23 protein-coding genes are annotated in these 25902 nt (G+C 36.2%); 6 read left to right on the plus strand and 17 right to left on the minus strand.

The genetic code is table 11. The annotated features are described in order from the left end of the window. Window positions 1-47 precede the first annotated feature (47 nt). A complete protein-coding gene (gene mgtE, locus WC644_04560; GenBank protein ID MFA5011207.1) occupies window positions 48-1427 on the plus strand; it encodes a magnesium transporter in 1380 nt (459 codons plus the stop codon). A 74-nt stretch (window positions 1428-1501) separates the two neighbouring features. Here mgtE and groL read toward each other — a convergent pair whose 3' ends face one another. From groL to pyk, 3 genes are all read right to left on the minus strand, one after another. Beyond that, entirely contained in the window at window positions 1502-3142 is a 1641-nt protein-coding gene (gene groL, locus WC644_04565) for a chaperonin GroEL (GenBank protein ID MFA5011208.1), read from the minus strand. A 31-nt stretch (window positions 3143-3173) separates the two neighbouring features. Then, window positions 3174-3458: a co-chaperone GroES gene (groES, locus tag WC644_04570; GenBank protein ID MFA5011209.1), complete on the minus strand. Its 285-nt coding sequence runs from the start codon at window positions 3456-3458 to the stop codon at window positions 3174-3176. A 443-nt stretch (window positions 3459-3901) separates the two neighbouring features. Continuing rightward, complete coding sequence (pyk, locus tag WC644_04575; GenBank protein MFA5011210.1) at window positions 3902-5305, minus strand: pyruvate kinase; 1404 nt, start codon at window positions 5303-5305, stop codon at window positions 3902-3904. Between the two features lie 86 nt (window positions 5306-5391). Here pyk and WC644_04580 point away from each other — a divergent pair, with 86 nt between their 5' ends. Together WC644_04580 and WC644_04585 are read left to right on the plus strand one after the other, a co-directional pair. Next, window positions 5392-6165, plus strand: a complete 774-nt coding sequence (locus WC644_04580) for an SDR family NAD(P)-dependent oxidoreductase (protein MFA5011211.1) — start codon at window positions 5392-5394, stop codon at window positions 6163-6165. A 13-nt stretch (window positions 6166-6178) separates the two neighbouring features. After that, window positions 6179-7897 carry a T9SS type A sorting domain-containing protein gene (locus WC644_04585; GenBank protein MFA5011212.1) on the plus strand — a complete coding sequence of 573 codons (1719 nt, stop codon included), beginning with the start codon at window positions 6179-6181 and terminating at the stop codon, window positions 7895-7897. A 32-nt stretch (window positions 7898-7929) separates the two neighbouring features. Here the strand turns inward: WC644_04585 and WC644_04590 are convergent, their stop codons facing one another. The 9 genes from WC644_04590 to WC644_04630 form a co-directional block, all read right to left on the minus strand. Then, window positions 7930-8184 carry a hypothetical protein gene (locus WC644_04590; protein ID MFA5011213.1) on the minus strand — a complete coding sequence of 85 codons (255 nt, stop codon included), beginning with the start codon at window positions 8182-8184 and terminating at the stop codon, window positions 7930-7932. An 813-nt stretch (window positions 8185-8997) separates the two neighbouring features. Next, complete coding sequence (locus tag WC644_04595; protein MFA5011214.1) at window positions 8998-10224, minus strand: MFS transporter; 1227 nt, start codon at window positions 10222-10224, stop codon at window positions 8998-9000. A 26-nt stretch (window positions 10225-10250) separates the two neighbouring features. After that, window positions 10251-11183 (minus strand): TerC family protein, encoded by a 933-nt coding sequence (locus WC644_04600; protein MFA5011215.1) that lies wholly within the window; start codon window positions 11181-11183, stop codon window positions 10251-10253. Next, on the minus strand, window positions 11183-11896 hold the full coding sequence (locus WC644_04605) for an SDR family oxidoreductase (protein MFA5011216.1): 714 nt from the start codon (window positions 11894-11896) through the stop codon (window positions 11183-11185). The genes WC644_04600 and WC644_04605 overlap by 1 nt, the downstream gene beginning before the upstream one ends. A 31-nt stretch (window positions 11897-11927) precedes the next feature. Further along, complete coding sequence (fabG, locus tag WC644_04610; GenBank protein MFA5011217.1) at window positions 11928-12674, minus strand: 3-oxoacyl-[acyl-carrier-protein] reductase; 747 nt, start codon at window positions 12672-12674, stop codon at window positions 11928-11930. A gap of 15 nt (window positions 12675-12689) precedes the next feature. After that, complete coding sequence (locus tag WC644_04615) at window positions 12690-13307, minus strand: DUF3109 family protein (GenBank protein MFA5011218.1); 618 nt, start codon at window positions 13305-13307, stop codon at window positions 12690-12692. A gap of 8 nt (window positions 13308-13315) precedes the next feature. Further along, the gene (gene fabD / locus WC644_04620) at window positions 13316-14236 is read right to left on the minus strand and encodes an ACP S-malonyltransferase (protein MFA5011219.1); all 921 of its coding nucleotides are present in this window, start codon (window positions 14234-14236) and stop codon (window positions 13316-13318) included. Window positions 14237-14298: 62 nt separating this feature from the next. Continuing rightward, complete coding sequence (locus WC644_04625; protein MFA5011220.1) at window positions 14299-15399, minus strand: trypsin-like peptidase domain-containing protein; 1101 nt, start codon at window positions 15397-15399, stop codon at window positions 14299-14301. A 1-nt stretch (window position 15400) separates the two neighbouring features. Continuing rightward, window positions 15401-16657, minus strand: coding sequence for a hypothetical protein (locus WC644_04630; protein ID MFA5011221.1), 1257 nt, complete (start codon window positions 16655-16657; stop codon window positions 15401-15403). Window positions 16658-16901: 244 nt separating this feature from the next. Between WC644_04630 and WC644_04635 the strand changes: the two genes are divergently transcribed. Genes WC644_04635 through WC644_04645 form a run of 3 tightly spaced genes read left to right on the plus strand, consistent with a single transcriptional unit; the run spans window position 16902 to window position 19871 of the window. Then, window positions 16902-18083 carry an anhydro-N-acetylmuramic acid kinase gene (locus tag WC644_04635; GenBank protein MFA5011222.1) on the plus strand — a complete coding sequence of 394 codons (1182 nt, stop codon included), beginning with the start codon at window positions 16902-16904 and terminating at the stop codon, window positions 18081-18083. Window positions 18084-18096: 13 nt separating this feature from the next. Next, complete coding sequence (locus tag WC644_04640) at window positions 18097-18807, plus strand: SDR family oxidoreductase (protein MFA5011223.1); 711 nt, start codon at window positions 18097-18099, stop codon at window positions 18805-18807. A 20-nt stretch (window positions 18808-18827) separates the two neighbouring features. Further along, window positions 18828-19871, plus strand: a complete 1044-nt coding sequence (locus WC644_04645) for an NAD-dependent epimerase/dehydratase family protein (protein ID MFA5011224.1) — start codon at window positions 18828-18830, stop codon at window positions 19869-19871. Window positions 19872-19917: 46 nt separating this feature from the next. Here WC644_04645 and WC644_04650 read toward each other — a convergent pair whose 3' ends face one another. The 5 genes from WC644_04650 to WC644_04670 all read right to left on the minus strand — a co-directional run bounded on the left by WC644_04650 (window position 19918) and on the right by WC644_04670 (window position 25900). Beyond that, complete coding sequence (locus WC644_04650; protein MFA5011225.1) at window positions 19918-21354, minus strand: CCA tRNA nucleotidyltransferase; 1437 nt, start codon at window positions 21352-21354, stop codon at window positions 19918-19920. Then, window positions 21347-22345: a Gfo/Idh/MocA family oxidoreductase gene (locus WC644_04655; protein ID MFA5011226.1), complete on the minus strand. Its 999-nt coding sequence runs from the start codon at window positions 22343-22345 to the stop codon at window positions 21347-21349. The genes WC644_04650 and WC644_04655 overlap by 8 nt, the downstream gene beginning before the upstream one ends. Further along, complete coding sequence (locus tag WC644_04660; protein MFA5011227.1) at window positions 22342-23748, minus strand: cation diffusion facilitator family transporter; 1407 nt, start codon at window positions 23746-23748, stop codon at window positions 22342-22344. The genes WC644_04655 and WC644_04660 overlap by 4 nt, the downstream gene beginning before the upstream one ends. Before the next feature lie 5 nt (window positions 23749-23753). Further along, a complete protein-coding gene (locus WC644_04665) occupies window positions 23754-24653 on the minus strand; it encodes a DMT family transporter (protein MFA5011228.1) in 900 nt (299 codons plus the stop codon). 182 nt (window positions 24654-24835) lie between these two features. Beyond that, window positions 24836-25900 carry a class I fructose-bisphosphate aldolase gene (locus tag WC644_04670; protein ID MFA5011229.1) on the minus strand — a complete coding sequence of 355 codons (1065 nt, stop codon included), beginning with the start codon at window positions 25898-25900 and terminating at the stop codon, window positions 24836-24838. Between the last annotated feature and the right edge of the window lie 2 nt (window positions 25901-25902).

Below are 25902 nucleotides of genomic sequence, written 5' to 3' on the forward strand. Positions count from 1 at the left end.
ATAAAGCGTGCCTTTTTATTTTATAATATTTTAAAGAAACAAATGAGATGATCGGTAAATTAATTCAACCTGAAATAGAGCAATTAATTGAAAGCCGCAACTGGATGACACTCAGAGAGATATTTTCTGATATGCATCCATCCGAGGTAGCTGATGTGATTTCAGATATTCCCGAAAAAGACAGGGGAATAGTGTTCAGAATACTTCCGAAGGATAATTCAGCGAAGACTTTTGAATACCTGGAATTTGACATACAGGAAGCTCTGTTGAAATCGCTAGGTCAGGAGGAAGTAGCAGAAATACTGAATGAGATGTCACCTGACGACAGAACGGAACTCCTTGAAGATTTACCGGGACCTGTTGTAAAGAAACTTATCCGTTTACTTTCACCTGAAGAAAAATCGATAGCAGTCAAACTTCTCGGATATCCCGAAGAAAGTGTAGGCCGTATCATGACACCTGATTTCATATCAATTAAATCAGGTTGGAATATCGCCAGTGTTATGAATCATCTTCGCGAAGTAGGGGACAAAGTTGAATACATTGATACAATATTTGTAACGGATGAAAGCGGAAAACTACTTGATGAAATAACGCTCAAGGAAATATTACTCGCAAAACCGGAAACGAAGGTAGAAGAATTAATGAATGAAACATACGTGAGCATAAAAGTCACGGATAATCAGGAACTTGCAATAGAGATGTTTAAGGAATATGACCTTTATGTTCTTCCAGTAGTCAATTATGAAAATTACCTTGTCGGAATAGTAACGGCAGATGACGTTATTGACGTTATTGAAGAAGAAGCGACTGAGGACATACAGAAATTCGGCGGTATGGAAGCTCTTGATGATCCTTATATATCGGCACCTCTAATGGAAATGGTACGAAAAAGAGCAGGATGGTTAATAATATTATTTTTGGGCGAAATGCTTACAGCGACAGCAATGGCATTTTTTGAACATGAAATAGCAAAAGCAGTAGTACTTGCAATGTTTATACCTCTCATAATTTCAAGCGGCGGTAACTCGGGTTCACAGGCAGCAACATTGACGATACGTGCTATGGCATTGGGAGAAATCTCACTTGCGGACTGGTGGAAAGTAATGCGACGTGAGGTATTATCAGGGTTTTTACTTGGGAGTATATTGGGTGTGATAGGATTTACAAGGATATTAATTTGGAATTCAATTTCTAATATTTATGGTGAGCATTGGGTTTTAATAGGATTGACCTTAGCATTTACTCTAGTAGGTGTAGTCTTATTAGGAACTTTATCGGGTTCAATGCTGCCTTTTATACTTAGAAGGTTAGGATTAGATCCTGCAACATCATCGGCACCTTTTGTTGCGACACTTGTTGACGTATCAGGATTGCTCATATACTTCTCTATTGCCACACTTTTACTGACAGGAACACTCTTATAAATTATTAAAAGCGCGAAAATAAAAAAGCCGTTGGATATTTGTCCAACGGCTTTTATTATAAATAAATGTTCGGATTAATACATTCCGCCCATATCACCCATTCCACCTCCAGGAGGCATCATAGGCATTTTTTCCTTTTCGGGTTTCTCGCATACAGTAGCTTCGGTCATTAAGAGTAAAGCTGCGACAGATGCTGCGTTTTCAAGTGCTACTCTTGTGACCTTAGTCGGGTCGATGACACCAGCTTTTACGAGGTCTTCGTATTCTTCTGTTGCTGCGTTGTAACCATATCCGCCTTTTCCTTCTTTAACCTTGTTCACGATGACTGAACCTTCTTCGCCTGCGTTGAATACTATCTGTCTGATAGGTTCTTCAATTGCTCTTCTTACGATATTTACACCGAGCATAATATCCTGATTGGTGTTTTTAATCTTATCGAGTTTATTTGTAACTCTTAAGAGAGCTACACCACCGCCGGGGACGATACCTTCTTCGACTGCGGCTCTTGTTGCATGAAGTGCGTCTTCGACTCTTGCTTTCTTTTCTTTCATTTCAACTTCTGTAGCAGCACCAATTTTCAGAACTGCAACACCGCCAGAAAGTTTTGCGAGTCTTTCCTGTAACTTTTCTTTATCGTAATCTGATGTAGTTTTTTCAATCTGAGCTTTTATTTCATTGATTCTCTTCTTAATATCTTCATTCTTTCCTGCTCCTTCAACGATTGTAGTGTTATCTTTATCAATAACGACTCTCTTTGCAGTACCGAGGTAAGATACTGTAGCGTTTTCGAGTTTATAACCCTGTTCTTCGGAGATAACAGTACCGTTTGTTAAGATTGCGATATCTTCGAGCATAGCTTTTCTTCTATCGCCAAAGCCCGGAGCTTTAACTGCTGCAATCTTTAATGTACCTCTTAATTTGTTTACAACTAAAGTTGCAAGAGCTTCACCTTCAAGGTCCTCTGCGATAATCAGGAGGCTTCTGCCTTGCTGAGCAACTTTCTCAAGTATCGGGAGAAGGTCTTTCATGGTAGAAATCTTCTTGTCGTGTATTAAAATGAGCGGGTCTTCGAGTTCAGCTTCCATATTATCAGCGTTTGTAACGAAGTAAGGTGAAAGGTAACCTCTGTCGAACTGCATACCTTCAACTACGTCGAGGTTTGTATCGGTACCTTTAGCTTCTTCAACAGTGATTACGCCGTCTTTTCCGACTTTATCCATAGCATCGGCGATAAGCTTTCCTATTGTAGGGTCGTTATTAGCAGATATTGAACCAACCTGTGCTATTTCTTTATTCTCTTTGATAGGCTGAGACAATTCTTTAAGACCTTTTACTAATTCTTCAACTGCGAAATCAATACCTCTTTTTAAGTCCATAGGGTTCGCACCGCCAGTAACGTTTTTCAAGCCTTCTTTGAAGAGAGACTGAGCAAGAACTGTTGCTGTAGTAGTACCGTCACCTGCTATGTCTGAAGTCTTAGAAGCAACTTCTTTAACCATTTGTGCACCCATGTTTTCGATAGGGTCTTCAAGTTCGATTTCCTTTGCGACAGTAACACCGTCTTTAGTGACTGTTGGTGCGCCGAACTTTTTGTCGATGATTACGTTACGTCCTTTTGGACCTAAGGTAACCTTAACTGCATTAGCAAGTTTATCAACACCCTTTAAAAGGGCAGACCTTGCTTCTGTATCAAAACTAATTATTTTTGCTGCCATAATATTTTTTAACTCCTTTTTTTAATTTAATTTAGATAATTGCATAAATGTCTGACTCTCTCATGATTAAATATTCCTCGTTATCGATAGTAACTTCGGTACCGGAATATTTGCCATAGAGAATTTTATCTCCAACTTTAACTTCGAGTGCAGTGACTTTACCGTCATCGGCAACTCTACCTTTACCGACTGCAACAATAACACCCTGCATTGGTTTTTCCTTTGCGGTATCGGGAATAATGATACCTGAAGCAGTTTTTTCTTCAGCTTTTGAAGGCAAAACAACAACCCTATCAGCTAAGGGTTTAATGTTTATTTTACTCATTTGTGAATCCTTTCTATTGATTTAAATTACTGTTAATTAATGATTTACACACTTATATTAGCACTCGCTAAATAATAGTGCTAAAATAATAAGAATGAATTGATTTGTCAAGACCTTTTTAGAACTATTTTTCCATAATTAGCTTTTATATTCGGTTTTAATGGAAGGTTCCTGAAGTGTTTCTGCTGTGTTAGTATTAACCACGCATAAGAAACGCATTTGAAACGGATTATAAACGCATTTGATACGCATTAGATGACATTTTGGAAGGTTATTTGAGGTTAAAGCGATTTTAAACTAATTTACATAATCAAAGCTAATTTAAATAATAATCAAATAACTTTGATAATATAATTATTATAATAACCTGCTGATAATATATAAAAAAGACATTGAAAAATCAAGAGATAAAAACGAAAAATATGAGAAACTAATTAACGAACAAAAATTCTAATTGTATCAGCTGATTTATACATACTTTTCCCGGAGGACATTAAAATAACAACTTTATCTTTAGATTTAATAATTCTTAATTTTGAGATTGTTTCAATTAGTAACTTAGTAACATCCCTATCAGACATTGATTTATTTATTTTTAAAGTGAAAACGCCCCAGCGGAAATGATTAAGAACATTTATGAAATTGTTTTCTGTAATGCAAATAATATCTGTATTAACTCTAAATGCAGAAAGATATTTAGGTGAATTTCCTGTTTTTGAGTAAGTAATGATTGCTTTTGCTTTAATTTCATTTGCAAGTGTGACAGCACTTTTACAAATTGAGTGCAATTCATTTTCGGATGGCTGCTTAATATTTATAAAAGGTTTTCTATAGTTTTCAATTTTACAAATAATCTTTTCCATAGTCTGCACTACGTTTTCTGGGTCAACACCTACAGATGTTTCTCCTGAAAGCATAACGCAATCCGTACCATCCAGAATAGAATTGGCGACGTCCGTAGTTTCTGCGCGTGTAGGAATTCTACTGGTAGTCATGCTTTCGAGCATTTGTGTAGCAGTAATTACAGGTTTATTTTTAAAATTACACTTTTTAATTATCATTTTTTGAAGAATCGGAACGTCTTCGGGAGATATTTCGACGCCCATATCACCGCGCGCTACCATAATAACGTCAGCGGCATCGATGATTTCATCGATGTGTTCTATAGCTTCGGGTCTTTCAATTTTTGCCACTATAGGAACAGACTTACCGTGTTTAGAAAAAAGATTTCGTAATTTAAAAATATCTTCAGCTTTTCTGACAAAGCTAAGGGCGACAGCGTCAACATTATGTTTCAGTCCGAACGTTAAATCTTCAATATCTTTCTTTGTTAAAGAAGGAAGGGATAGGGAGGTATCGGGAAGATTAATTCCTTTATGCTCTTTCAGGATTCCGCCTTTTAAGATTATACATTCGGCTTCAAAATCAGATTTAGATAAAACACGCAGCTTGAGGAGACCATCGTCCAATAGAATATATTCGCCCTTTTTGATATCATTTATAAAATGTTTATATGTGGTTGAAATACGCTTATCATTTCCAATAATATTCTTATCGGTTATGATTATCTTTTTCCCAGATATGAGTTTAATTGATTTATTTTCTATATTACCGACGCGGATTTTAGGTCCCTGCAAATCCTGCATTACGGGGACGAATGCATTTGCCAGTTTTGATGCTTTACGAATATTGTTAATATAATCAAGGTGGGTCTTTCTATCACCGTGCGAAAAATTAAGTCTAGCCACGTCCATACCTTTTTTAATCAAGGATGTTAGAATTTTAACGCTTGAAGACGATGGACCGATGGTACAAATTATTTTAGTCTTATTAATCATGAGCAAAGAAAGTTGTTAATTAATTATTTATTCCTTTTTATAAAATTACTTAATTAATATTTTATATAAAACTTAATAATAAGAATATGAAGAACTTGAAGAACAAAGTAGTATTTATAACGGGAGCGACGAGCGGAATCGGCAAAGCATGTGCTGAGGATTTTGCAAAACTCGGTGCAAATGTATTAATCTGCGGAAGGAGAGGTGACAGGTTAGAAAAAACAGCGAATGAACTCCACAGAAAGTACAAAGTAAAGGTTTTTGCTTTTGAGCTGGACGTGAGAAATTACGCTGACGTAAAAGAGGCAATAGATATACTCCCGAAGGAATGGAAAAAGATAGAAATACTCGTTAACAATGCGGGACTTTCGCGAGGGCTGAATAAAATACAAGATGGGGTTCTTTCGGACTGGGAGGAAATGCTTGATACAAATGTGAAGGGGCTGCTATACGTTACAAAATGCGTATTGCCTTTAATGATTAAGAACAGAGGAGGGCACATAATAAACATCGGTTCGATTGCAGGACGCGAAATATATCCCGAAGGTAATGTATATTGCGCTTCAAAATCAGCGGTTGATTTTATAACGAAGGGAATTAGGGTGGATTTGATAGACAAGGGAATAAAAGTCTCTACTGTAGATCCCGGACTGGTTAATACAGAGTTTAGTTTAGTCAGATACCACGGAGATAAAGAACGGGCAAAATCGACGTATAAAGGGTTAAAGCCGTTAACAGGCAAAGATATAGCAGAAGTAGTTCTGTTTGTGGCAACCCGTGATGAGAATTTAAATATAGCACAAGTGACAGTATTTCCTAAGGCACAGGCATCAGCAACAATATCATTCAGAAAACAATAATATAATATACATTATGAAAAAAGCATTATTTACCTTATTTATAATAATGTTATTTGCAACAGTTGAAGCTCAATGGATATCAAATAACATGCTTAATAATTCTGTCGTAATAGCTCCAAATAATCAGGCAACACCCAAAATAATTTCGGATAATGACGGCGGAGTAATAATGGTATGGCAGGACAACAGGACGGGTTCGAGTTCATCATTCGGGGATATATATGCGCAGAGGTTTGATAAATTTGGATTTAAGCAATGGGGAGATACTAACGGACTGGCAATAGCTGTGAAACCGATACTTGAAAGATATTATTCTATTTGCACTGACGGAAAGGGCGGTATAATAATCTTATGGGAAGATAATCCAAGTCCAACGACGACAATAATAAAGGCACAGAGAGTTTCAAAGTACGGAAATAAAATGTGGAGTGATACAGGGTATTCTGTTGCCGCTTATGGAAACAGACAGGCAACTCCACGGGTTGCGTATGACAATAACGGCGGATGTTTTTATTCATACTATTCGAGCGAGATATCTTCGAGTGATTATGAGATAAAGGTTAACAGACTTGACAGCAACGGAGTGAATCTCTGGGGAACGGGAATTTACATTTGTCAGTCTCCGGGGAATCCATCAGATATAAGCGTATGCCGTACGAGTGATGATGGATTTTTCATAGTATGGGGGGACCCGAGAAATTCAATAACGAATGAAACAGACCTTTACATGCAGAAGGTAAATTCATTGGGTAATGCACTCTGGCAGGCGAATGGGCTGCCTTTATGCGTAAGGAGATTTACACAGCAATATCAAAATGTATTGCCTGATGACAACGGGGGAGCTTTTGTCGCATGGACTGACAGGAGAGATTCGATTTCTAACGATATATATGCTGCAAGGGTAAGGTGGAACGGAACATTTCCAAGGAGTGATACATCAGCGGCACTTGTTGTGGACAACTTTGAGCAGTACAGGTCGGAGTTAGCACCGGATATGAAAGGCGGTGCAATAATAACGTGGTATGATTACCGCAATGGACCTGCATTTCCATTTAATATAGATATTTACGCACAGAGAATTGATTCCACGGTGAACACAAAATGGACAGCAAACGGAGTGAATGTATGCGATGCAGTTTTATCGCAGATTAATCCTGCAATTATAACAGACGGAAATTACGGAGCTATAATAACATGGGATGACAGGCGGGCAGGAACATCGACATATGATATATACGGACAGAGAATTGATTCGGCAGGAGTTTTAAAATGGGGAGCTGATGACGCACCGATAAGTATTGCGGCAGGAAATCAGTACAAACCGCAAATGGCAGAAATAAACAACGGATTTGTAACCTGCTTTGAGGATACGCGAAACGGGATAAGCAATTACGATGTATTTTGCCAGAGAGCAGATATGAACGGGAATACGCTTGTATTCATTCAAAATAATGCGGGTGAAGTACCAAGAGGATTTTCATTATCACAGAATTATCCGAATCCGTTTAATCCGAGGACACTTGTTCGATTTTCGTTGTCAGTCGTCAGCGATGTCAGACTGATAATTTATGACATCAAGGGGCAGGAAGTGGAAACGCTTATGAGCGGGAGAATGCAGGCAGGTACATATCAGGCGGTCTGGGACGGTTCGGGATTTCCGAGCGGAGTTTATTTCTGTAGGATGGTTACGGAAGGATATACGGAGACGATTAAGATGGCTTTAGTAAAATAATATTTAGCGATGAAGAAGAGAGTTTTCTGAATTTAAAGATAGTATTCATACTGTACAAGCTGCCATTTGAAGCTATTCATATCATAAGATATTTCGCAGACGACTTTTTGCCGGTCGCAGAGAACGCTGAAATGGTATTCATATGAATCCGACTTTGGAATCTTCCAACGGGAATTAACTCTTGAAATATTATAAACGTCATTCTTCCACTTGAACCTGATGATGTCGATTTTCAGGTCGTGAAAGAAAGCTATGACTTCTATTGGTTCGAATATCTGGTTTTCCATGCTTCATTATTTATGCCTTATTAAAATATGGTATATTAAATTAAGAAGCAAGTCGTAATTTAAGGAAGAGAAGAGATTATCCGGTTAAAAGGGAGAAACCGTAATTCTGATGTGTTTATGCCTGCTGTGCCTGCTGTAATCGAATCTGAAGTACAAGCTAAACGAAAGATAACCGAGAAATTTACGAGAAGTAAACGAGAAAATGCCTGAAAACGTTTTGTTTTCCCGTATTCGAAGCTGCATAGACCACGTTGTAGATAAATCTACAAACAAAAGGAAAGATTTCACCCCTAAGGCACTTAGACCACGGCATAGATAAATCTACAAACAAAATATAGAAAAACAAACTATAGAAATTTATTACCGCAAGGGTCGCAGAGAAGAGCAAAGACCGCAAAGAGAACAGTAGAAATTTTTTATTCGGTGAAAAAGTAAAGATAAAAGCGTTTTTATTTTAGTAATAGATTGCTTTTATTACAACGTCTTTACGGATAGTAGCGATTAGAACACTCAGAACACGGCGTAGATAAATCTACAAACAAAATATAGAAAAACAAACTATAGAAATTTATTACCGCAAGGGTCGCAGAGAAGAACAAAGACCGCAAAGAGAACATATAAAAATATTTAATCCAGGGAAAAAGTATAGATAAAAGAACGTTATTATTTTTGTAATAAGATTGTTTTCAATAAAACGTTTTTACGGATAGTAGCACTAAGAAAAGAATTTTTATTGTTTAGAGTAAAAGAGATTTTAAATAATGAGGATGTAAAGAAGAACAAGAATGATGTACTTTTCTAATTATTATTATTTCAGTGTTCTTCAATATAGTTCAGGTCTTTGCCGAATGTTTCCTGAAGTTTTGTCATTGAGATAAAAGCTATAATTACAGTTACGAATCCAACAAACAGAGCTGAATAGACAATTCCAATACCGGGAGTCAGGTACTGAAACAGGAAAGTTGCGGGTACAACAGCACCGCGTACAAAATTCGGAACGGTAGTAGTAACTGTTGCACGTATGTTCACACCGAACTGTTCCGCGGCATTTGTAACGAAGACAGCCCAGTATCCGCCAGAAACACCGAGCATCAGGCAGAGGGAATAGAAGAATGTTGAGTCGAATTTATTAAGGAACAGATACACGATTATGAAAACAGCTTCGAGTATTATGAACAGTCCAATAATCTTTTTCCGTGATTTAAAAAACTGGCTTAAAGCACCGCTAAGGAGGTCACCGACAGCGAGTCCGATGTAACAATACATTACAGCAGTGCCAGCCTGAATTTCAACATTAAGACCGAATGCTTTGGCAAATTCAGGTGAGAACGTAATAAGAACTCCAACTATATACCATATAGGAAGACCCACAGCAATGCAGTGAAGGTATTTAATTAAGTTATTTTTATTTATAAACAATTTATGGAATCCACCTTTAAGTACATCGGATTTTTTAATAGCACTATACATACCTGATTCGTAAACGCCAATACGAAGAATAAGAAGAGCGATTCCCATTCCACCACCGATAAAATATGCCGTACGCCAGTCGAAGAAATCACCAACGAGAGCAGCGACCACAGCTCCAAAAATACCGACAGTTGCCACAGTCATAGTCCCGTAACCGCGGGTTTCTTTGGGCATGACTTCCGAAACTAAAGTTATACCTGCACCGAGTTCACCTGCAAGACCAACACCAGCGATGAATCTGAGGACAGCATATTGCGGTAAATCGGTTACGAATCCATTAGTAATGTTAGCGATTGAATAAAGAAATATCGAACCAAAGAGAACAGATATCCTTCCTTTTTTATCACCGAGAATTCCCCAAATAATACCGCCGATAAGCATACCGCCCATTTGCATATTAATAAGGAGCACACCGTAATCGAATAATTCATGTCCGCTAAAGCCAAGAGATTTAAGAGAGGTGATTCTGACGATGCTGAATAGAATGAGGTCATAAATATCGACAAAGTATCCGAGAGCAGATACAATTAGGATTGCAGATATATTTTTCTTAGTAGTGGAAACGTCCATTATAACATTACTTCAAAGTTTAAGGATTAAGTTTTATTAATAGAAATATTCCTTTTATTCCTGACCATGGATGCTATGATTGATATAGTCAGAATAATTATGATAACGATAAGAGATGTAGATGTCGGAATATGAAACACACTTGCAATTAGCATTTTAATACCAATAAAGACAAGAATTATTGAGAGACCCACCTTGAGATAGTGGAACTTATCCATAAAACCAGCAAGAGCGAAATACAAAGCACGAAGTCCGAGAATAGCAAATGCGTTTGAAGTAAAGACAATAAACGGGTCATGTGTGATTGCAAGAATAGCCGGAATAGAATCGAAGGCAAAAATTAAATCAGTAGTTTCAACGACTATCAGAACGATGAACAGGGGAGTAGCAAACAATCCGCCCTTCTTTATGAAGAATTTATCTCTATGGTATTCCGGAGTAACGGGTACAAACTTTTTGACATACTTCACTACAGGATTTTTTTCAGGGTGTATCTTTTCTTCCTTCTGGAATGCCATTTTGAGACCAGCGACGATTAAGAACAATCCAAAGACAATAATTATCCAGCTGAACTTAGCGATAAGGGCAGTTCCGATGAAGATCAGAATTGCTCTCATAATGAGCGCCCCGAAGATTCCCCAGAAAAGAACTTTATGCTGGTATTTTTTGGGAACGTCGAAATAATTAAAAAGGAGTATGAAGACAAAAATATTATCGACGCTTAATGATTTTTCAAGCAAATAACCCGTAAGAAATTCGAGACCCTTCTGATGGTTCCAGAGATAGAATACGACTGCATTGAATGCGAGGGAAAGAGCGATCCAGATGGCGCTTGTAATCAGTGCTTCTTTAACCGAAATTACGTGTTGTTTTTTATTGAATATTCCGAGATCGAGAGCAAGCATCAAGATAAGGAAGGCAACGAAGGCAGCCCAGTGCCAAAGAGTTATTTCAAACACTATAAGTCTCCCTTCAATGGTCTAATAACTATATCTTCTATTAGAACTTTTTTAGGCTGCTCGAATGTTTGAAGAGTAATTTTTGCAATATCTTCGGGGGACATCATTCTATTCCTGTTTTTCTGGCGTGTTTTTGCATCCCACATAGCTGTTTCTGTTGCACCCGGGAATATGTTAGTAACTTTAATGTTAAATTTTCTGACTTCTTTTCTTACACAGTTTGAAAGAGCAAGCAATCCTGCTTTAGAGGCGGAATAAACTGAGCTGTCGAAATACACAGTATTAGCGGAAACAGAATTAATATTTATGATATGACCTCTTTTATTCTTAATCATAGGTTTCATTACAGATTTCATAGTAAGAAACGAGCCCCGCAGATTAATATTCATAATATAATCATAATCGAAAACTTTAGTATCGAGAAAACTCTTAAAAGCAGTTACACCTGCGTTATTCACGAGACAGTCAATCCTTCCGAAATTTTCGATTATTCTTTTAGCGGTAGAATTAACAGACCGTTCAGAAGCGACATTACAGACGAATGCCATTGCTTCCCGTCCTGCAAACTTAATTTCTTTAACAATACTGACGAGCCTTGATTTTCTTCTTGCTGTAACAACCACAATGTAACCAGCCTTAGAAAACTGCATAGCAATTTCTTTACCTATACCGGTAGATGCACCGGTAACCCACACTACTTTAGTATTATTCATAAGTTAAATTTTCAGTTACAATGCAGAACAATTACATAATCATTCCACCATCAACCATAATCACCTGTCCCGTTATATAATCCGCTTTAGGTGATGCGAGGAATGTCACAACACCAGCGACTTCATCGGGATTAGTGGAACGTTTCAGCGGAATCACGGATAAGTATGCAACCTTCTGTTCATCCGAAAGCTGATGAGTCATTTCAGTTTCTACAAATCCGGGAGCGACAGCATTTACTGTAACGTTTCTGCTACCGAGTTCTTTAGCAGTTGATTTAGTAAGTCCAATCATTCCAGCTTTTGAGGCAGAATAGTTTGCCTGCCCGGCATTACCCATAACACCAACGACAGAGCTGATATTAATAATTTTACCTGCCCGTTGTTTTGCCATAATACCAGCAACGGCTTTTGTGGTGTTGAAAGCACCTTTTAAGTTGACTTTCAGAACAAGGTCCCAATCTTCTTCAGTCATTCTAAGAAGAAGCTTATCTCTAGTGATACCAGCATTATTTACTAGAATATCGATACTTCCGAATTCTTTATGAGTTTCAGAAATAACCTTCTGAACACCTTCCGTATCAGTAACATCAACAGTCATCTTAGAAACTTTCATACCTTTTGCAGCTTTTTCAGCAGCATAAGCATCGAAATCTTCAGGAAACACTTTATCGTATGCAATAACAATTGCTCCTTCGAATAGGAAATCAGATACTATTGCGCGGCCAATACCTCTGCCGCCACCAGTTACTACAGCTACTTTACCGTTTAATGCGCCCATTTATTATATTATTAATTAATAAAATTTCTTCTTATGTTTATAGTGTTTTTGAAAATAATCATTAAGATAAGCATATCCATCAGCACCGAGAATAAAAGTAATTTCTTCAGTCATAGCTTCGAAGACAGTCTGTGAAAAATTTTCCTTTTTATGTATGCCGCAGTAATCGAGTTTAGTTGAATGTTCATCATCATAAGTAAGAACATTATCAATAATCGTAAGCGGATACATAATGCAGTATTTAGGTTTAATAGCCCATTTGTGCATGTGGTTGTTGTTAGCAGCTACCTGAATAGAACAAAAGCCTCTTTTGTCCTTGAAAACACACTGTGTATTACCTTGAGGAGTATTATAAACCTCTGTCCCAATTGCCCATCCGGAAGGGAAGTCAGAATCCTCCTCGGGTTCTGTTTCGAACCAATCGGAAGAGTTATCAGGCTGGTTTTCATCCATGACAGCTTTAATTTCATTCTCAAACTTCATTATAATATCTTTGAACGGTTTATCCATAAGAACACCCCAGTCGCAGCACTGACCGTGGCAGTGTTTAACATTACATCCGGGAACAAATCCCTGAGTAAAAATAACAGGATCTATCTGTATTCCATTGTATTCAATAGGATATTCTTTCATTCTATGTTTTAAATATTTTTAATATCTTCAAAGGTTGAAATATTGTACACGACAGCGTTTGGGTCAATTTTCTTAATAAGACCAGTTAAAACTTTACCTGCTCCGACTTCATAAAACCTCGTTACGTCATCTTTTATCATGTTCCTAATCAGACTTTCCCATTTAACGGGAGAAACGAGCTGTCTTGACAGAGCATCACGAATTTTATCTTTATCAGAAACAGGTGCGGCGTCTGTATTTGTATAAACCGGAATCGATGCATTTTTAAAATCAGTATTCTGAAGTGCAATTCTGAGTTCATTATCGGATGTTTTCATTAGTTCAGAATGAAAAGCACCACTAACCTCGAGTTTTTTTGCGAGCCTGCATTTATAGGGTTCACCTTTAGCTATTTCAACAGCTTTATCGACGGCGGATACATCTCCAGAAACAACAATCTGACCGGGGCAGTTAAAGTTAGCAGCCTGAACTATACCAGAAACTTTTGCTTTTTCACAAATTTCAAGAACCTGAGATTCATTTAAACCTATCAAAGCCGCCATTGTGCCGGGTTGAATTTCTCCCGAATTTTTCATCAGATGTCCGCGGGTTTTCACAAGCTTCAGTCCGCTTTGAAAATCTACCGAACCGGCATAAGCATTAGCCGTGTATTCGCCGAGTGAATGTCCAGCCGTACAGTCAGCTTTAACCTTATCTTCAATAAGTTTAGTTAATATGTAGGAATGAACGAAGAGTGCAGGTTGAGTAATGTTTGTTTGCTTAAGTTCTTCCTGAGGACCTTCAAAAGAAAAAGTACTCAAAGACAAACCCATAATATCATCGGCAATTTTATACAGGTCTTTTGCCAAAACAGAATTTTCATACAGATCTTTTCCCATACCGACAGATTGAGAACCCTGTCCCGGAAATACGAATGCTAATTTATTCATAATTAAATTTGTTTACAAAAACAATAATTTAAACAATATAATATTTATATAAAATTTATTTATTAATCAATTTCTTCATCATCAATTCTCGGTAAAGCTCCGTAGTTTTCGACAAGATAATTATCGTAATAGTCAGCTTTTTTGAGTAAAGACTTAAAACTTTCAAGACCGGATTCAAAAGTAAGATAGTGGTCGTATATCATCATCGTCAGAACTATATCCTGATTGTTGACACCGAAGAAAACATTTTCGAGGTCATAATTTTCTTTAAGGAGGAATTCATAAATAGACGAAATATTTTTCTTAGGCAGCCTGCATATAAAAGCATCACCGATAATGAATCCCACCGGAGAATAAGAGATAATTATTTTAGCTGAGCCTTCTTCAACTTCCCAGCGATCCTTTCCGCGCCGAGAGAGCTTTACATCCTTACCGAGAGCTTCGAGAATAGTTTCCACAGTTTGAGACGCACCTGCGGGTTTATATTCTGATTCTTTCTTCAGTTGAGGTACAATAATCTTAGCTCCGCATTCCGGACAGTAATCATTTTCGATTCTATCGGACGTTATTATATTCTCGCAAGATTTACATTTAACTGCATACTGTCCGTGAAAGGGTTGATATTCATTCAAAGAATTGAGAAGGTACTCAGAAGGAAGGGCAAAGCCGAGATTATCTCCACCTGCAATTATAAAAGTGTTAACCCCAATTATTTCGCCATTTGTATTAACGAGAGGTCCTCCGCTGTTACCGGGATTAATAGCCGCATCTATCTGAATATAGTTTAAACCATTTTGAATACGTTTAGCTTTTGAGACTATTCCTTCTGTAGCGGAATACTTAAGACCATAAGGATGTCCGATAGCAATGACTCTATCGCCGTCGTGAACAGGGGTGCTGCTTATTCTTCTGTCGGGCAGGTCCAGTCCATCGGGGACCCGAATAAAAGCAAGGTCAAATTTCTGATCATAAAACAGAACGGGCATAGAAACTTTCGGAATCTTTGTACCGCTAATTACTGCTTCAGAGCTTTCTTTAACGACGTGGTCGTTAGTAACGATTAAATTAAAATTTTTAACATAAAATCCTGTACCGGTACCGAAGGAAGTAGCAATTTGTACTATAACAGATTTATAATTTTCAATAATTTCCTGTGTGTGCATCTTAGTTTTTGTAATTTAATTTACTAATTTCCTCAAGAGTAGTTTTGGTGAAATTCAGTATTGAGTCAAACATTATTTTATCAAAATCCATTTTAAGTTCGGGATACTCATCTTTATCGAGTTTGATATACTCAGTTAATTTATTAACAACATAATCTTTATTAACTACACCGTTTAAAACCAGATTATTGTCTATTCCGATATCAGAGACATAATCATGATTAATTATTTCAATAATTAAACCTAAAATTTTATACAAAGACTTATAAAGCCCGTATGAGAAAAGGCAATAGCCGGCAATATATTCAAGAATATTGAGAGCAATATCCGGATTATTGTTGTCGATGTACCATTTAATATTCTGAATATTGTTATTTATAGAATCATCAACGGATTGTTTTCCTGCGGGCGGAGTTGTTCCAAAAGTAGAAATCACAATGTAGAAATTTCTTTCGAGTTTTTGGTCATCATAATCTTTAATCTTTCTTAGGTCTTCGCCGAGTGAATCCAGTTTCTGTAACAATGGTGACTCCTTATCGTTGAAATAAGTCCAAGACATTCTTTGAATATCATTTAGTAATATACCCTGAGGTGTCAGAAGGTAATCAATCCTATAAAGAATATTCAGGTAAATGTAAGAAATGCCTCCTGAAAATTGTTCTTTATTCAATCCCGATACTTTTTCAAGACCATCATTAATCCATTTTCTATAGTATTTCTTCATCGTATCAAGCTGCTTATTAGAGAAGGGGAATGATTTAGATTCTACTTCCCTGAGTGTTTTAAATTCGGATATTAGAGTATCATCCTGTCTATCAGCCCTTACAGCAAGTTCACGCAGACCATAATAGAATTTATTAGGTGAGCAATCAATAACGTTTGAGTCAAATTTTATTACAATTTTGTTATCTTTAACAGCAAACCTGCAATAGTATAGCGAATAATTCATTTCCATCAACCTACGAAACACGGCAACATTCGGATTATCAAATCCGGCAATTACAGAAATTGCGGATATTTTCACTCCGTCGAAATAACCGCGAATTTCTTTTGAACCCTGAATAAGTTGAAACTTAAAGAATCCGTTATCGATTGAATAGAAGACGTTTTCAGAATCAGAATTTTTTAAGTAATCGAAGAATAGTTTGTAGGATTCGAAATACTTCTTTTCATTGTATAATTTCTCACAGTCATTCCACAGGTTTATCTGCGCTTTCGGTTTAAATGCATCGGAGAATCTGCCAAAAGTAATATTCATCGTATTATTATAAAATTTTTTATACAATATATCTCTAATATAATAAAAGTGAAATTCATTTGGTTGAAGAGATAAGAGAATAATAAATTACAATATGAGAGAATTAGATTAAAAGTATGAGTAGTACGCTACAGCAGCAGAAATGATAGTTGACGGTTCATCAGATTTATGGCGGTATTTCAGGAGAAAAGGAAAACGATACTCATAGAAAATAGTTTATATAAAGAGTATATTTGCACTGTTTATGAAAAAATTCCAGAAGATACTTAAAAAATCTGATAGATTAATAATTGGTACACTTTCGGGCACATCTGTTGATGCTGTAGATGTAGTTCTAGCGAGATTCAGAGGCAGGGGTGTAAATGTAAAGATAGATGTTTTAAATTATAACGAGTACAGAATACCCGCTGAAATCAGAAAATATGTTTTAATGGTAAGTTCGAAAGAATCCGGATACGTTGACGATGTTTGCAGATTGAACTTCTTGCTAGGAAAGTTTTATGCAAGATGCATAAATAGGTTTATAAAGAATAACAAAATTAATTATGACGAAATTGATGTTATAGGTTCGCACGGACAAACTATTCATCATTTACCTTTAACAGAAAAATTCGGAAATATAAGATATAAATCAACTTTACAAGTTGGAGATCCTTCCGTAATAGCAAATGATACCGGAATAACAACTATCGGGGATTTCAGGACTGCAGACGCCGGGGTGATGGGCAGCGGTGCACCGCTCGTACCATATCTTGACTTCGTTTTGTTCAGAAGCAATACAAAAGACAGGATTATATTAAATATAGGAGGAATTTCAAATCTGACGTATTTACCCGTGAGATGTGAATTCGACAATGTGACAGCATTCGATACAGGACCCGGAAACATGATGATTGATTATTTAACAAAGAGATTTTACGGGATAGAATACGATAAAGATTGTAATATTTCCATGCGGGGCATAGTTAATGAAAAAGTTCTTAACGATATTCTTAACGCAGACGCTTACTTTAAAATGAAGCCTCCAAAATCTACCGGCAGAGAATATTACAATTACAGATTTATAGAAGATATACTTAAGAAGAGTAAGAATGTAAGACATGAAGACATATTGCGAACTTTTACAGAATATACCGCATTATCAGTCTCAGTGAGCATAAAGAAGTATTTAAAAGTAAAGAAAAATTTCGATCTATATGTAAGCGGAGGCGGTGCAAATAATTCAATTATAATGAATGGATTAAGAAAATATAATAAGGATGCGGCGGTAAAAAGAGTCTCAAATGCGGGAATTACAGCATCAAACAAGGAAGCGATTCTTTTTGCATTGCTGGCACATGAAACTCTGAATATGAATTGCACAAATTTAAAATCTGTAACCGGTGCGAAGAAGAATGTAGTTTTAGGGAAAATTTGCTTAGCATAAATTAATAATATTAATGATAGATAAAGTAGTAATAATTACAGGCGGTACAGGAGCGCTTGGCCGATTTGTTACGGATAAATTTGCATCTGAGGGCTGGAAAGTATATGTACCAGTAACGTCATTAAGAAAATTTACTGATTTGTTTGACAGCTCAAAAGACAATAATTCTGATTTTGCATTACGAAAGATTTATGCGTTTGAATGTGATGCGACTAACGAGAACTCAGTAAAAGAATTTGTAGAAAAAGTCTCTGCGCTTGAAAGGGGAAGGATTGATATGCTTGTTAATACCGTAGGAGGATTTCACGAATTTATAGATATAACAATGTTTGAAACGGCTGAATTTGACAAATGGTTTAATCTGAATTTTAAATCTACTTTTTATTTCTCAAGAGAAGTACTGAAAGTTATGAAAGAGAAAAAATACGGAAGAATCGTTTCAATATCATCTCTTGCCGCGAGGAATCCTATGCCGGGGAGGCTTTCTTATTCCATATCAAAGTCTGCGATATTAGATTTGATGGAAACAATAAATATCGAAAATAGTGAATCAGATATCAAGTGTAATGCTATAATACCGACAACTATTGATACACCGGCTAACAGAGAGTGGGGAAGCGAAGAAGAGATTAAAACATGGGTAAAACCCGAAGCAATAGCGGAGGTTATCTTTGATCTCACGATAAATGATAAAGCAACAATAATTAAAATAGGAAATCAATAAATTAAAATAAAAAGTAAAATATGAAAGTAGTTGTTACGGGTGGAGCGGGATTTCTTGGCTACCACATAGGAACAAAGATAAACGAAATTACCAATTACAGCGAATCTGTTTTTTTTGATATAGCAGATTTTCCAAAAGAAGACTATAATCCAGAAATAAATCTTGTATACGGCGATGTTAGAGTGCAATCTCAGATGGATGAGATGATGAAAGATGCCAAGGTAGTGATTCATTGTGCCGCAGCACTGCCACTCTGGAAGAAGAAAGATATTTTTGAGACAAATGTTGAGGGTATGAGAATTGTATGCGAGGCGTGTTTAAAAAATAATGTAGAGAGACTTATATTTATTTCGTCGACCTCGGTTTACGGAGTACCAAAAGAACATCCTCTGTATGAAACGCATCCAAGAGTAGGTGTAGGACCGTACGGAAAGAGCAAGATTATGGCAGAAGAGATTTGTGAAGAATATAGAAAGAAAGGACTTACAGTCTGTGTATTACGACCAAAGAGTTTTATAGGAACGGCAAGACTGGGAGTATTCCAGATACTGTACGACTGGGTTGAATCGGGTGTAAAGATTCCGATTATTGGAAACGGCAGTAACAGATACCAGTTGTTCGAAGTTGACGACCTTGTTGATGCGATTAATCTTACCGCAACACTTCCCAAGGCAACAATCAACGATACGTTTAATGTTGGTGCTAAAGAATTTAAGACAGTAAAAGAAGATGTAGGGGCTATGTGCGAATATGCAAAATCCGGGTCGAGAGTTATGGGTACTCCTGCCTGGCTTATAAAGCCGGTATTAAGATTCTTTGAAATATTAAATCTTTCACCGTTATACAAATGGATTTACGGGACGGCAGATACTGATTCATTTGTATCGATAGAGAAAGCACAAAAAGTACTTGGTTGGAATCCGAAATATTCAAACTCAGAAGCTTTAATACGTTCGTATCAGTGGTATCTTGACAACAAGCATAAAATACAGCAAGGAACCGGAGTTACACACAGAATCGCATGGAAACAAGGCATACTTGGATTGTTTAAAAAGATAATGTAGAAAACTGCAAAACACTGAACAAAGAAGTTTAAGTTTCAGTTAGTTTTTATTTAATTTTCCTTGTATAATTAAAAATTATTTCATCTTTAATGAGATAAAGGTATTCGAGGGCAGCATTATATTCGTTCGGAATTACCCCGTCAAGAATAGCGTCTTCTATTTTTTTCTTTAACATTCCTACAAGTTTTGAGGGCTCTAATTCGCAGATGGACATTATTTCTTCACCCCGAACCGGGGACTGGAAATTTCGCAAATTATCTTTTTCCTGGACCTCAATTATTCTTTTTTCAACAAAATTAAAATTACTTGCATATCTTTTTACTTTCTGCAGGTTCTTTGAAGTTATATCCGCTCTGCAGAGCTTAAACAAATCAATTAGCTCATTTCCAGCCTCCGCAGCAAGCCTTCTGATTGCTGAATCTGTAGCATCCTGATTTGCAAGTGCAGCAGGTCTTAAATGTAAACGAATTAGTTTCTCAACATATTGAAGTCTTTCGTTTGGGAAACGCATACGATCGAAAATCTTTTTCATCATTCTTGCTCCCAATTCCTCATGACCATGAAAAGTCCAACCAATGCCATCGATAAATTTCTTTGTTTTGGGTTTTGCTATATCATGAACGAGAGCTGCAATTCTTAACCATACATCATCGGTCAATTCTGCAATATTGTCAACCACTTCAAGTGTATGATAAAAGACATCTTTGTGATGATAGTCTTTTCTTTGGTCTATTCCTGCCATTTTAGAGATTTCAGGGAATATGACATCCATTGTACCTGTAAGGTACATCAGGTTCAAACCTATTGAAGGTTTCGGCGACTTCAGAATACATAAAAACTCGTTTGATATTCTTTCCTGCGATACTACCTCATCTTCTTTGAGTCTCTGGCAGTTTACCGATATCGAACTTAATGTAACATGGTCAATAGCAAAGTTTAATTTTGAGGCGAACCTGAAAGCCCTCATAATTCTCAGCGGATCATCGAAGAAAGTTTTATCGGGTTCGAGAGGGGTGCGTATCATTTTACTTTTAAGATCATCGATTCCGCTATAGTTGTCTATAATTTCAACAGGGTTGCGTAAATCTACTGCGAGTGCATTAATCGTGAAATCTCTTCTTGAAAGGTCTTCCTCAAGAGTACCAAACTCAACACTGGGCTTTCGTGAACTCCTATCATAGCTTTCAATTCTTGATGAAGCAAACTCTATTTTAATATCATTCAGCTGAAGCAATGCAGTACCAAAATTTTTGTATACTGCGATCAATTTACTCTTCTTCGACTTTGCGAACTTTTCTGCAAATTTTACGGCATCGCCAATAACCATTACATCGATATCAAGACCATCCTTGTTCATGTTCAGAAGATAATCTCTGACATAACCTCCAACTATGTATGCTTCCGACTTTGAATTTATGGTAAAGTCTGATAGTTCCCTAATAATTCCAGTATTAAACTCAGATCCTTGAAATAGATTAATCAAATTTATACAAGCTCCTGTTTGTTTCTATTTTCATTAGTATTTCATTTGCTATTCTGATAGCTTCCTTTCCGTCAGTTAAAGACACAACGGGATCTTTTTTATCAATTATGCTTCTGAAAAAAAGTAATTCTTCATACTTCATAGCATTTGAAATATTAACTGTGGGTTTATCATAAGTTATTTTATATTCCTTTCCGTTCATATTCACAGGCATAGAAAATACATTTGTTTCAGAATTTTCTGAAAGTCTGAATACTTCAGATGTGTTATTCAGGAAATCTATTGAAATGTAGGCGTTTCGTTGAAAGATTCTCATTTTTCTCATTTTCTTAAGCGATATACGAGAGGATGTTATATTAGCAACACAACCGTTCTCAAATTCAATTCTGGTATTCGCAATATCAACGGTATCGGTCAGAACCCCAACTCCATTAGCATCGATAGTTTTAACCTTTGATTTCACTAAATTAAGAATTATATCAATATCGTGGATCATCAGGTCTTTCACAACCGAAACATCAGTACCCCTTGGATTGAATTGAGACAGCCTGTGGCATTCAACGAACAGGGGTAAAATATTGTACTTTTCAACGGCTAAAATTGCGGGATTAAACCTTTCAATGTGACCAACCTGAACAATCGTATTATCCGTTAAAAGTGATTCAAGCTCTTCAGCTTCATCTAAAGTTTCTGTTACAGGTTTTTCAATGAAAGTATGAATATTTCTTTTAATACATTCCTTTGCAATTTCAAAATGCGTGGATGTTGGTGTAACGATAAATACAGCATCAATATATTCAAGCAATTCATTCAAAGTAGAAAATGATTTAACTTTATGTTGTACAGCCAGTGAATCTGATTCGGTTTTATTAATATCATAAAGTCCAATGACCTTTACATTATGGTTTTCGGATTCAATATCTTTTATGTTTTTTATGTGCAGTTTACCAAGATGTCCGCAGCCAACTATTCCAACTTTTATTTCTTTCATACATTATTTTTAGATGGTTCAGAGTGAATAATAACATTACTGAGATTAGGGTACAATTCTTTAATATACAAAAATATTTTGCTTTCGAGGATTGTAACAACCTCATGGACTTCCTCGAACGAGTATTTACTTATAAAGGAACAACTAAGAGAAATTCTTACCTTACCAGCAGAGTTCATAACTTTTATATCGCCATAATCGGTTATCTTTTCCTCATCGTCAAGAATTCTTCTAACATTATCTATAAGGTCATTAGATGTTGCCGTAATGTCTATAGTGTCAAAAAATATTTCACTCGGTTCATCAAGATGGATTTTAATTTTTTTAATAACCGGAATTTTTTCAAGTATAGAATTTTCAAGGTTTGATATTATTTCATGAGCTTTTATTAAGTCATTTGTATTTTCAATTTCAACGTGCAATTCACTAAAAATATCTCCGTCAATCCTGTGTGAGAATATATCATGGCACTTAAATCCTGAATCCGTTACAATGATTCTTATTTTTTCATTAAGGGTCTCATTTTCAGTTTCCACAGGTTCCGAATGAATAACAACATCAGCATTAGGGAATGCCTTCTTTACAGATTTCTCAGCAAGGTCCATCAGCTCATGTGTCATAGAAAACGATTTAGTCCTTCCAATCATAATAACAGCATCTACGAAAATTCTTGAGCCGCTTCCTCTTATCCTAATATTTTTAATTCCTTCTATTCCTTTAATTGATGAAATATGTTCCGTAATACTTTCTTCAATACCGTCAGGAACTCTGTCAAGTAGAGAGCCAATAGCCCTTTTCGAGAGTCCGAGTGTCGTAATAATGATTATTACAGAAACAACCAAAGCACTTATCGGGTCAGCAAGAGAAGACCATTCGAAATAGCTAAATATCATTCCTATCAAAACTACGACAGAGCTTAAAATATCGGACGAAAAATGAATTGAATCTGCTTCCAATGCCTGAGAATGAGTCTCCTTAGCAATTCTCATTAATGCCCTTGAACGCTGGATATCTATGAAAATGCAGATAAGAATTGCGAGGAAAACAAAAATGTTAAGTTTTATAGAAACCGGAGAGATAATTCTATCTATAGATTCGTAAATTAGATAAGCACACATCAATACAAGTATAAAAACCTGGAATAAAGCAGAGAAACTTTCAATCTTTTCATGTCCATAGTGATGGTTTTTGTCAGGGGGTTTTGCGGCATATCTAATAGATAAGATAGTTGCAAATGTTGCTATCAGGTCAGTTGACGAATGAAACAGTTCAGATAAAACACCTATGCTTCCACTAAAATAGCTTGCAAGAGATTTAATAGTAACTATAAAAACTGCTCCAAGCAATGAAATATTAGCAACTTTGATTTTCTTTTTACTATTTATTTCTTCCTGAATATCCATAAAAATTAATTTATCAATTCTCCTGTCTTTTCTTCTCCTTTCACCTGAGCAAGAAATACACCGATAAATGTAATAATTGCGCCAATAATAAAATAGTACGATATTTGTTCTTTAAGTAAAAGCCATGAAAACACGATAGTGACTACGGGTGAGATATTTGTGGAAGTAGTCAATTCAGTCACGTTAATTATCTTCAAAGCGTATGTAAAAACAAAATAACCAGCAAAAGCAACTACGAGAGAAAGATGAAGGAATCCCAGAAGTCCCGGTAGTGTAACATTGTCGAATGTCAGGTTTGGTACGTCATACAAAAAAATTGGTATATACATAATTATTCCGAAATTAAAAGACATTGTCGAGGTTTTTAATGCGCCATATTTTGCAATAATATCACGACTAAAAGTTATATACGATGCCCATGATAAAACAGCAAAAACCAGGAAGATGTCGCCGAGAAGTATGTCCGATCCTGTGGATTTCGATTTCATAATACTATCGTAAAAGACAAAGAAAATACCAGCTATGGTTAGAAGTATTGGAATTAGCTTCTTAAAAGAAAAATTTTCATGTTTAAGCCATATCGATATCAAATATGCAAAGAGGGGAGTACATGCATAAGTAATACCCGAATGAGAGGCAAAAGACATATTAACGCCATTAAGAAAGAAGAACTGATTAATAGGTATCACAAGGGCGCCTAACCAAATAAACTTATTAAAATCCTTCCGATCTATTTTATAATTTTGCCTTTTTAAAAGGAAGAGCAAATTGAAAAGAACCGCAGCAATGCCGAAACGCAAAAATGCGAGACTTAACGGTGATACTTCAGATACTATGAATTTTGCAGCTATGGGTGTAAATGAAGATGAAAGAATTAAAATTAAGAATATTATGATTTTTTTCATTTGTAAACATACATAGAAACAGGGGATAATTATATCCCCTATCTATGGATGATAAAGTACTATTTTGACTTTTTGTTAGCAAGCATAGCTTTTTTCTTTGCCTGAGCTTTCATTTTAGTTTTTCTATGCTTTTTTAAAGCAACTTTCTTTGGTTTGAACATATTATTTATTTTAGGTTTGTATTAAGCTATTGTAATATTTTTATCAAGATAAACGTCCTGAATTGCATTCAGAAGGGTCACACCGTCTTTCATTGGTTTCTGGAATGCTTTTCTTCCTGAAATTAATCCCATACCTCCTGCTCGTTTGTTAATGATTGCAGTTTTTAGAGCTTCCTGTAAATCAGAATCTCCTTTACCTGTAGAAGCACCACCTGAATTAATAAGTCCGGCTCTGCCCATATAGCAATTAGCGACTTGATATCTTGTCAAGTCAATGGGATTATCTGAAGTTAGTTTTTCGTATACTGCTTTATGCGTTTTTCCAAATTTAAGTGCGTTGTAACCACCATTATTTTCGGGAAGTTTTTGTTTGATAATGTCGGCTTCAATAGTAACGCCTAGATGATTTGCCTGGCCGGTTAAGTCTGCTGAGACATGATAATCTTTATCACCTTTTACGTTAAATGCAGAATTTCTCAGGTAACACCAGAGTATAGTGACCATCCCAAGTTCGTGTGCGTATGCGAAAGCATCTGTTACTTCCTGGATCTGTCTTGAAGATTCATCCGATCCGAAATAAATTGTTGCACCAACAGCAACAGCACCCATATCAAAAGCCTGATCGATATTGGCGAACATTATCTGGTCGTATTTGTTGGGATACGAAAGAAACTCATTATGATTTATCTTGAGAATAAGAGGAATTTTATGTGCATATTTTCTCGAAACAGTACCAAGTACGCCTAATGTTGAAGCTACTGCATTACAACCACCTTCGATAGCAAGTTTAACGATATTTTCCGGATCAAAATAAAGTGGTTCCGGTGCAAATGATGCTCCCGCTGAATGTTCAATACCCTGATCGACAGGAAGTATTGAAACATAACCAGTACCGCTTAATCTACCGGAATTAAAAATTTGCTGCATGTTGCGGAGTACATTAGGAGTTCTGTCTGAATCCTTCCAAACTCTATCAACAAAATCAGAACCGGGTAAATGAAGTGACTCTTTTGGAATAGTTGTACATTTATGAGTAAGAAGCGACTCATTTTCTTTACCGATGATATCTTTAATTTTTAATGTCATAT

It is taken from the genome of Ignavibacteria bacterium (assembly GCA_041649015.1).
In the GTDB taxonomy this organism is placed as follows: Bacteria; Bacteroidota; Ignavibacteria; order Tepidaquicellales; family Tepidaquicellaceae; genus CAIKZJ01.

Coding starts and splice junctions, on each gene's coding strand:
- pyk (MFA5011210.1), bottom strand. CDS start 5,305: ATGATTAATAAGACTAAAATAATTTGTACCATCGGTCCATCGTCTTCA.
- WC644_04660 (MFA5011227.1), bottom strand. CDS start 23,748: ATGGATATTCAGGAAGAAATAAATAGTAAAAAGAAAATCAAAGTTGCT.
- WC644_04585 (MFA5011212.1), top strand. CDS start 6,179: ATGAAAAAAGCATTATTTACCTTATTTATAATAATGTTATTTGCAACA.
- WC644_04655 (MFA5011226.1), bottom strand. CDS start 22,345: ATGAAAGAAATAAAAGTTGGAATAGTTGGCTGCGGACATCTTGGTAAA.
- fabG (MFA5011217.1), bottom strand. CDS start 12,674: ATGGGCGCATTAAACGGTAAAGTAGCTGTAGTAACTGGTGGCGGCAGA.
- WC644_04630 (MFA5011221.1), bottom strand. CDS start 16,657: ATGAATATTACTTTTGGCAGATTCTCCGATGCATTTAAACCGAAAGCG.
- WC644_04640 (MFA5011223.1), top strand. CDS start 18,097: ATGATAGATAAAGTAGTAATAATTACAGGCGGTACAGGAGCGCTTGGC.
- WC644_04665 (MFA5011228.1), bottom strand. CDS start 24,653: ATGAAAAAAATCATAATATTCTTAATTTTAATTCTTTCATCTTCATTT.
- WC644_04595 (MFA5011214.1), bottom strand. CDS start 10,224: ATGGACGTTTCCACTACTAAGAAAAATATATCTGCAATCCTAATTGTA.
- WC644_04645 (MFA5011224.1), top strand. CDS start 18,828: ATGAAAGTAGTTGTTACGGGTGGAGCGGGATTTCTTGGCTACCACATA.
- fabD (MFA5011219.1), bottom strand. CDS start 14,236: ATGAATAAATTAGCATTCGTATTTCCGGGACAGGGTTCTCAATCTGTC.
- groL (MFA5011208.1), bottom strand. CDS start 3,142: ATGGCAGCAAAAATAATTAGTTTTGATACAGAAGCAAGGTCTGCCCTT.
- WC644_04615 (MFA5011218.1), bottom strand. CDS start 13,307: ATGAAAGAATATCCTATTGAATACAATGGAATACAGATAGATCCTGTT.
- WC644_04670 (MFA5011229.1), bottom strand. CDS start 25,900: ATGACATTAAAAATTAAAGATATCATCGGTAAAGAAAATGAGTCGCTT.
- WC644_04590 (MFA5011213.1), bottom strand. CDS start 8,184: ATGGAAAACCAGATATTCGAACCAATAGAAGTCATAGCTTTCTTTCAC.
- WC644_04580 (MFA5011211.1), top strand. CDS start 5,392: ATGAAGAACTTGAAGAACAAAGTAGTATTTATAACGGGAGCGACGAGC.
- WC644_04605 (MFA5011216.1), bottom strand. CDS start 11,896: ATGAATAATACTAAAGTAGTGTGGGTTACCGGTGCATCTACCGGTATA.
- WC644_04635 (MFA5011222.1), top strand. CDS start 16,902: ATGAAAAAATTCCAGAAGATACTTAAAAAATCTGATAGATTAATAATT.
- WC644_04625 (MFA5011220.1), bottom strand. CDS start 15,399: ATGCACACACAGGAAATTATTGAAAATTATAAATCTGTTATAGTACAA.
- mgtE (MFA5011207.1), top strand. CDS start 48: ATGATCGGTAAATTAATTCAACCTGAAATAGAGCAATTAATTGAAAGC.